7 protein-coding genes are annotated in these 6,415 nt (G+C 45.9%); 3 read left to right on the top strand and 4 right to left on the bottom strand.

What is annotated here, in order from left to right:
* Window positions 1-290: 290 nt before the first annotated feature.
* Window positions 291-500: a hypothetical protein gene (locus PMIT1303_RS04855; RefSeq protein WP_011129886.1), complete on the bottom strand. Its 210-nt coding sequence runs from the start codon at window positions 498-500 to the stop codon at window positions 291-293.
* A gap of 26 nt (window positions 501-526) precedes the next feature.
* On the bottom strand, window positions 527-1,210 hold the full coding sequence (locus PMIT1303_RS04850; RefSeq protein WP_063397754.1) for an SDR family oxidoreductase: 684 nt from the start codon (window positions 1,208-1,210) through the stop codon (window positions 527-529).
* A 330-nt stretch (window positions 1,211-1,540) separates the two neighbouring features.
* Here PMIT1303_RS04850 and PMIT1303_RS04845 point away from each other — a divergent pair, with 330 nt between their 5' ends.
* The gene (locus PMIT1303_RS04845; RefSeq protein ID WP_063397753.1) at window positions 1,541-2,098 is read left to right on the top strand and encodes a rhomboid family intramembrane serine protease; all 558 of its coding nucleotides are present in this window, start codon (window positions 1,541-1,543) and stop codon (window positions 2,096-2,098) included.
* 98 nt (window positions 2,099-2,196) lie between these two features.
* Here PMIT1303_RS04845 and nth read toward each other — a convergent pair whose 3' ends face one another.
* A complete protein-coding gene (nth, locus tag PMIT1303_RS04840) occupies window positions 2,197-2,850 on the bottom strand; it encodes an endonuclease III (RefSeq protein WP_063397752.1) in 654 nt (217 codons plus the stop codon).
* Window positions 2,851-3,056: 206 nt separating this feature from the next.
* A complete protein-coding gene (locus tag PMIT1303_RS04835; RefSeq protein ID WP_063397751.1) occupies window positions 3,057-3,404 on the bottom strand; it encodes a phenylpyruvate tautomerase MIF-related protein in 348 nt (115 codons plus the stop codon).
* 985 nt (window positions 3,405-4,389) lie between these two features.
* On the opposite strand from PMIT1303_RS04835, the gene PMIT1303_RS04830 reads away from it, so the two are divergent.
* Together PMIT1303_RS04830 and PMIT1303_RS04825 are read left to right on the top strand one after the other, a co-directional pair.
* Entirely contained in the window at window positions 4,390-5,172 is a 783-nt protein-coding gene (locus PMIT1303_RS04830; RefSeq protein WP_063397750.1) for a helix-turn-helix domain-containing protein, read from the top strand.
* Window positions 5,172-6,230 (top strand): ABC transporter ATP-binding protein, encoded by a 1,059-nt coding sequence (locus tag PMIT1303_RS04825; RefSeq protein ID WP_063397762.1) that lies wholly within the window; start codon window positions 5,172-5,174, stop codon window positions 6,228-6,230. Before PMIT1303_RS04830 ends, PMIT1303_RS04825 begins: the two co-directional genes overlap by 1 nt.
* The last annotated feature ends 185 nt before the right edge of the window (window positions 6,231-6,415 follow it).

Here is a 6,415-nt window from a genome sequence, read left to right as displayed (position 1 = left end):
CAAAACAACCTTTGACTACATGTTGAGTGATGAGGCTCAGGCGCAAGCTGATGGGTTGGGCTTCGTTCCCCTTCAAGGCAAAATTCTCGACAAAGCTCGTAGTGCCGTTGGCTTGGTCAGCAAGTGATCAAATCACTAGACTCATTTAAGTCGTCTTATTAGAATCATTAAAAGGGAAGCTAATAACTTCATTTAAATGTCTCCCTCTTGTGTACCCTATATTGATTGTATTTTAGGAAGCAAAACGTTGTGATCAATTGCTCTTCAACTGAGCTTAACCCTGGCAAGTATCAATAGCCAGACGAATGGTTGCTATGGTTTCGCTGACGTTGTTTCTCCTCAAGAAGTTCGCTTTCGAGCTGTTCAATCAGCTTAGTAACGAGTGCTTGAAACTCAGGTTGACAGCCTCTAAATGCAGCCTTGTGACGAATGGGTTCATTACGAGTACGCAGGTCGGTAAGCATCAGCTGTAAGGCATCAATTCTGGCATTGGTGTTCATGACCAGATACTACTCATCTGACGACACTATGACGCCAGAGCATTGATGGTTTTGAGTGCTTGTTGCATTGTGATTCTCTTCAGGTCAGGGTCGCTCGTGACCTCGATGATGCGGCCAATTGACGATGGAGTCTTGAGGGCTTCAATGCAGCATCGCGCTACTAATCTACGCGGAATTCTAGCGTCTTCCTGACAATCGGCCCCTGTAAAAAGGATCCCTTCTTTCTCTAGGTTCTCTTCTCGATCATTCAGGCCACCCGGTCTGATCACAGTCCAATCGAGACCGCTTTGCTCTAGAGCCTGTTCTCCTAGGCGTTTCCAAACCAAAATCAGACCAAAAAGGTTGAGTGGATGCAACCATCGTCCGGCACAAAGCGAACTAACCAGAACAACCCTTTTGACGCCAACCCTTTTGCAACTGGCGATTTGCTGTCTTACCCCTAAGGCATCCACCCGCGCAGGGCCGGTTAGATCTGCAGAGGGTCTGGCACCTGTTGCGAGCACAAGCGCGTCACAGCCTTCAAGGGCTTCATCGAGGGCTGTTTCATCTGCCAATGACAAGCGCCGTAGATCACATTGACTCAAATTGTCGGGCAAAAGGGAGTTTGAACGAAGCAACAGGCGCACCTGATTCCCTTCCTTTAGGGCTTCCTCGGCAACTCGATAGCCGGTTTTGCCAGAGGCTCCACTGATGGCCAGCTTGATGCCCATGTCGTTTTGCTGAAGATTGCACAAGGTCTAGCGAAAATATATATAGAACGCTGTTGTTTGATCAATGCTCTAGCTTCAAAACGCTTGGATTTTCGCCTTGGCAATGTCGATTCATCACTGCGAGCGGCGTCTTTCAAGCCTGCTGGAGAACCTTTCTTAGGTTCGAAATGTCAAAGAAGATCAGCTTTGATCGCAGGTTATTGATCTACAGCGCTGCTGATTACTGCGATGTCTTAATGGAGTTGTAGGGGAGTTGCCGCACAATAGAATGGTGAATCATGCGATTTTCATTTCAAAGCATCTTGAGTGAACCAATCCAAACGTAAGCAGATGCTGAGCTTTCGGTTATTACTCCCTGTGTTCTTTGTCGGGATTGCTTGGCTGCAGGAGAGTATTGATCAGATATTTTTTTCGGGTAATTGGAATCTGCCTATAGGGCCTGGCCTGCCTTGGTGGGGTCTACTTACCGCTCCATTTAGCCATGCAGGTTTTGGTCATCTGACCTCTAACACGATTATGTTTTTACCGCTAAGCTGGCTAGTACTTAGCAAGGGCATTCGTGATTATATTGGTGTTTTAATTGCTGTTGTTGTGATGGAAATACCGGTTTGGTTATTTTGGCCTAGAGGAAGCCATGGCATGTCAGGTGTTTTGTATGGACTGCTCGGCTACCTGTTGTTAATTGGTTTTCTTGAACGCCGTTTCATGACCATTTTATTGTCAGTCGTGGGTTTGGTTCTTTTTGGAAATGCACTTCCGGCTTTGATCCCAGGCGTGTCTCCGGCTGGGGTGAGCTGGATCGGTCATGCAAGTGGATTTCTTGGAGGGATTTTTGCTGCACTTGCTCTTTCACGGGAGCCAAAGCGATTGAATAAGGCTAAGGATTAATAACAAAATATTTTTATAGCTATATATACGTTCATATTTAACTCATGACGTCATTTGCGAATGCATAGTTATCAGACAATATCTTATTATTTACCGGGCTAGGCTTTGATCCACTTTACTGGATTGCGTCGTTTTGGATATAGCTCTCTACATAAATCACAGGTTGTTCCATCACACCCTCTTGCCGAGCAGTATTGACGCCCATAGTAGATGATCTGGAGATGAAGCTTATTCCATGCTGATTTCGGGAATAGCTTTTTGAGATCTTTTTCTGTCTGAATAACGCTGCTGCCATTAGACAATCCCCATCTTTGGGCTAAACGGTGAATATGCGTATCAACTGGAAATGTAGGCACTCCAAAGGCTTGCGCCATAACAACACTTGCTGTTTTATGTCCCACTCCAGGGAGTGATTCTAGATCATCGAAATTCTGTGGAACGGAAGAATGGAAGCGTTGAAAAATGATTCCCGAAAGTCTATGTATGTTTTTGGCTTTTTGCTTTGACAGACCTAGCTGTCTGATCATATTTAGTATTTCGACTTCACCTAACTGATACATCTCCTCTGGGGTCTGTGCATGTTCAAACAGAGATACTGTTACCTCATTGACTTTCTTGTCAGTGCACTGCGCACTTAAAACAACTGCAATCAATAGGGTGAAATCGTCATGATGGTAGAGAGGAATGGCAGGGTCAGGATAGTGCTCGTTTAGTCGTCGCATGATCGTTTCTGCTCGTTGATGTTTTCTCACGTGTCTTTCATTGAACTGCGAATTGAGGTGTTTGTTTCATTTTTATCATTCATTGGTCAAAAAATTTCTTTTTGAACATCTACTCTTGCTTATCTACCTGTGGGTCCCAATGTTAAGTCTGCTTTTTAAGTTAGATAGACGCGAACAATTACTTCATGTACCTTAAGGTTGTTTGAGCAATCATTTAGCGGCATATCACGATCACTTCAACCGAAGGTACTTCCGTTCCAACCCCAGAGTCGAGCAGGGACATCCTCAAAGCCGATATAGGTTCGATCAGCTGGAATACCAAGATTTTGCTCGATGTGGCTGCACACGAGTTCGCTCACTTCTTGAGTACGGCTACCATCGAGAGCTCCAATGCTTTTCACCTCCACATAGCAAGTCGGTTCAGTATTTCCCGAAAATGTCATTGGCACACCGCATTGAAGAGATGTCATCACATATTTCTCTGGTTTCCCCAGTAGCTCGGCAAGCTTGCTAGAGAGCTCTTGAAGCAGTGAGTTGGCATCAGCTACAGCTGGAACTGATGCTTGGATGTTGATCAAGGGCATGGACGCAATTGCCTTTTAAGAAGTCTTTAGCAAACTATGCCATTCATCTCGATGCTTAGCCGCTCAATCAGCTAAGGCATTCACTAATTGTTGGACTACAGTAAATCGAGCAAGATATTTCAACTTCAAGATTAACGTCAACTAAGAAATAAAAAAAGAATGGGTCGTTAAACGGGATGCCTAAATCTTCTATTTTCTCATCAACAATCATTACATTCATTGTCAATGATGATTACATTTAGAATAGCAAGACTCTTGCATTAAGACATTCCCCTAGGGCCATATAAATCTAGAGGAACAACCATTTCATCCTTTTTCAGAAACTAAATGTGCAGGTCTATTTAGCACAGCTCTATCAAGCCAACGCTGTATACTTGATAGACATAAAAACTAATACTGTTATTCATTGTATTTATCATCATAAACTTAGAAGACACGATGCTCTGCCTGCATGAATGTATACTTCAATCCATATTTAAAGCGCTAATGACAAGCAAGTCCTACACCAGGAATCTGACTGCGAATATAGTATTTGTAGCAGTTATTGACTTCTCTTGGCGCCCACAGTTATCCAGCTAGCTTTGCAATAGGCTTAAGCAAATCGATCATGACAAACAGATGATTCATTTACATAGACCCTTGCCATTCTAGCTATCTTTAATTCCTTCTCTGGAGCCAAAGTCATTGTGTAGACTATACATTCTGCTCGCCATAAGTTATTTTTGATCAATAGCATTTGAAGCTATACGGCTTGACTTGAATCCGAGCAGCCCCATGAGCAGGATGGCTGGCCTTTTGTTTGAACCAATATCTGACTTAAGACCAAAAAACCAAAACGCTCATTTTTCTGCCTTGTTTTGCCACTACCTCCCCCTAAACCAAGCAACCCGAATCAATAGCTACCCCTAGATGTAATAAATATCACACCACAAGCAAGCATCGATCTGTGCCTGATGAGTGAAAATGATTCATCTGCTTGTAACAATTGTCATCTATTGGGGTCGCTGTTGACTCAAAAATCTCTAGCAGATGCTCGGATCTATCTGACAGCAATGGATCTTGGAAACCTGCCACACAGACCACCCTTGATGCTGCTAGCAGTAGTTATGGCGATGAAGAGTTCCCTTTCCTCCTTCAACCATTACACAATGCGTCTTGTCCGATAACAGTCAGTAGTCAACTGGAATCGCTGGAATCACTTCAACTCACAGTAGGGCAGAGCATTCTGCTGTCCTCTCCGACGGAGCAATCTCGCTACGTGCGGCTGTTTTTTCAGCAGGGGATTGCCAGGCTTTCAGGCTCTTTCGGGGATCATTTTCCTGATATCACTTTGGCTTTTTGTGGTGATTCTGAATCTAGTTGGCTTCGATTACCTGATGGCAGTAACTTTTTACTTGAGGCACTCACCAATAGTTCAATTGGCCTTCATTACGCAGACAACTGCCCGAAAGAGCAAGATCTCCTATGGGATTGGCTATTTGATTTTCATCTTGTCAGGCATCCAGTAGGAGCTGAAGCAAGATTAGTTGCTCTTTTAAAGCTTCTGATTGGTCGCTTTGGCATCCGTAGAAGTGAGGGTTATGAATTGCCCTTTCCCCTGGGCCATGCACGCATGGCCGAACTGATTGGGGCCACGCGCTCCACTGTCACTCGTCAGATCACCTTGTTTCGCAACAAGAATGATCTTCAGCTGATTGAACCTGGCGGGACTTTTCTGCTCTCGGCACGACTTATCGAATCCACCCCAGCTATGGAATTACGATTGTGATTGCTAACCACTTGCAAATCAAGGGCCTCTGGCATCACTACGGTGATGGATCAGCAGAAGGTTGGACACTGCAATCCATCAATATGAACCTCCAGAGAGGGGAGCTCGTTGGTTTGTTGGGACCTTCGGGTTGTGGCAAAACAACCTTGCTGCGATTGATTGCTGGATTTGAACAGCCTGTGCGAGGGGCGATCTGCATCGATGATCACGAGGTCGCAAGCTCACGGGGGATGCTGCCACCCGAGCGCCGAGGCATAGGCATGGTGTTTCAGGATTACGCCCTTTTCCCCCATCTCGATGCCTGGCGCAATAGCTGTTTTGGTTTACGCCGCGGCCAAGACACCAGCCGGGCTCAATGGCTGCTGGAGATGCTTGGCCTAGCGGATCTTCGTCACCGTTACCCACATCAACTTTCTGGAGGCCAACGCCAACGCTTGGCACTGGCAAGGGCATTGGCGCCAGGGCCATCACTCGTACTTCTTGATGAACCGTTTTCCAACCTTGATGTTGAGGTACGTCTGCGTTTGCGCAGCGAGCTTTCAGGAGTTCTTCAAACATGTGGTGCCAGTGGTCTGCTTGTGACACATGATCCTCAAGAAGCCCTGGCAATCTGCGATCGGGTTGCGGTCCTGCGAAATGGCGAGCTCCATCAGTGCGCATCACCCTCTGATCTTGTGCAAAAACCAGCCACACCTTTTGTTGGTCGTTTTGTGCTTCAAGGAAACCTGCTTCCTCTCAACATGGGTGGAGAACATTGGCTGACGCCGATTGGTCCTCTCTCAAAACCCAAGGAACCGAACGCTGCTAAGGCAACTGAATTAATGGTCGATGATCACGCTATTCAGATTCAGCAGGATCCCAGAGGCGAGGCTCTGATTCAAGGTCGCGAGTTTCTTGGTAGTCACTGGTTGTTGCGTGTGGAGCTTGGGAAGCACATGTTGCGTGTACGTCAACCACTTGAGCGTCCTGTCAAGACAGGCGAGCGCTGCTTCGTCGCCTTCCGCGCGGGACAAAAAGGCCTTCTTTTCCCCGGAGCGATTCCATGCCCACTGTGCTGAGAACAATGCTTCACCACCATGAACTAACCAGTGGTGCTCACAATCACTTAACTACTATTAAGCCTACAATTTTATCCTGATCAAGTTGTATTATCCATCACAACACCTGTTTACAAAGGAATGTGTAATCAGCCACGGCTGCATACACATTTGCCACCTTTCCACTTCGAGCACTTCCGCTTTTT

Source organism: Prochlorococcus sp. MIT 1303, assembly GCF_001631965.1.
Lineage (GTDB): Bacteria > Cyanobacteriota > Cyanobacteriia > PCC-6307 > Cyanobiaceae > Prochlorococcus > Prochlorococcus marinus_D.
Note: the sequence above shows the minus strand (reverse complement) of the source record. Positions and strands in the feature narration are given on the sequence as shown.

Coding starts and splice junctions, on each gene's coding strand:
- PMIT1303_RS04855 (WP_011129886.1), bottom strand. CDS start 500: ATGAACACCAATGCCAGAATTGATGCCTTACAGCTGATGCTTACCGAC.
- PMIT1303_RS04850 (WP_063397754.1), bottom strand. CDS start 1,210: ATGGGCATCAAGCTGGCCATCAGTGGAGCCTCTGGCAAAACCGGCTAT.
- PMIT1303_RS04845 (WP_063397753.1), top strand. CDS start 1,541: ATGCTGAGCTTTCGGTTATTACTCCCTGTGTTCTTTGTCGGGATTGCT.
- PMIT1303_RS04835 (WP_063397751.1), bottom strand. CDS start 3,404: ATGCCCTTGATCAACATCCAAGCATCAGTTCCAGCTGTAGCTGATGCC.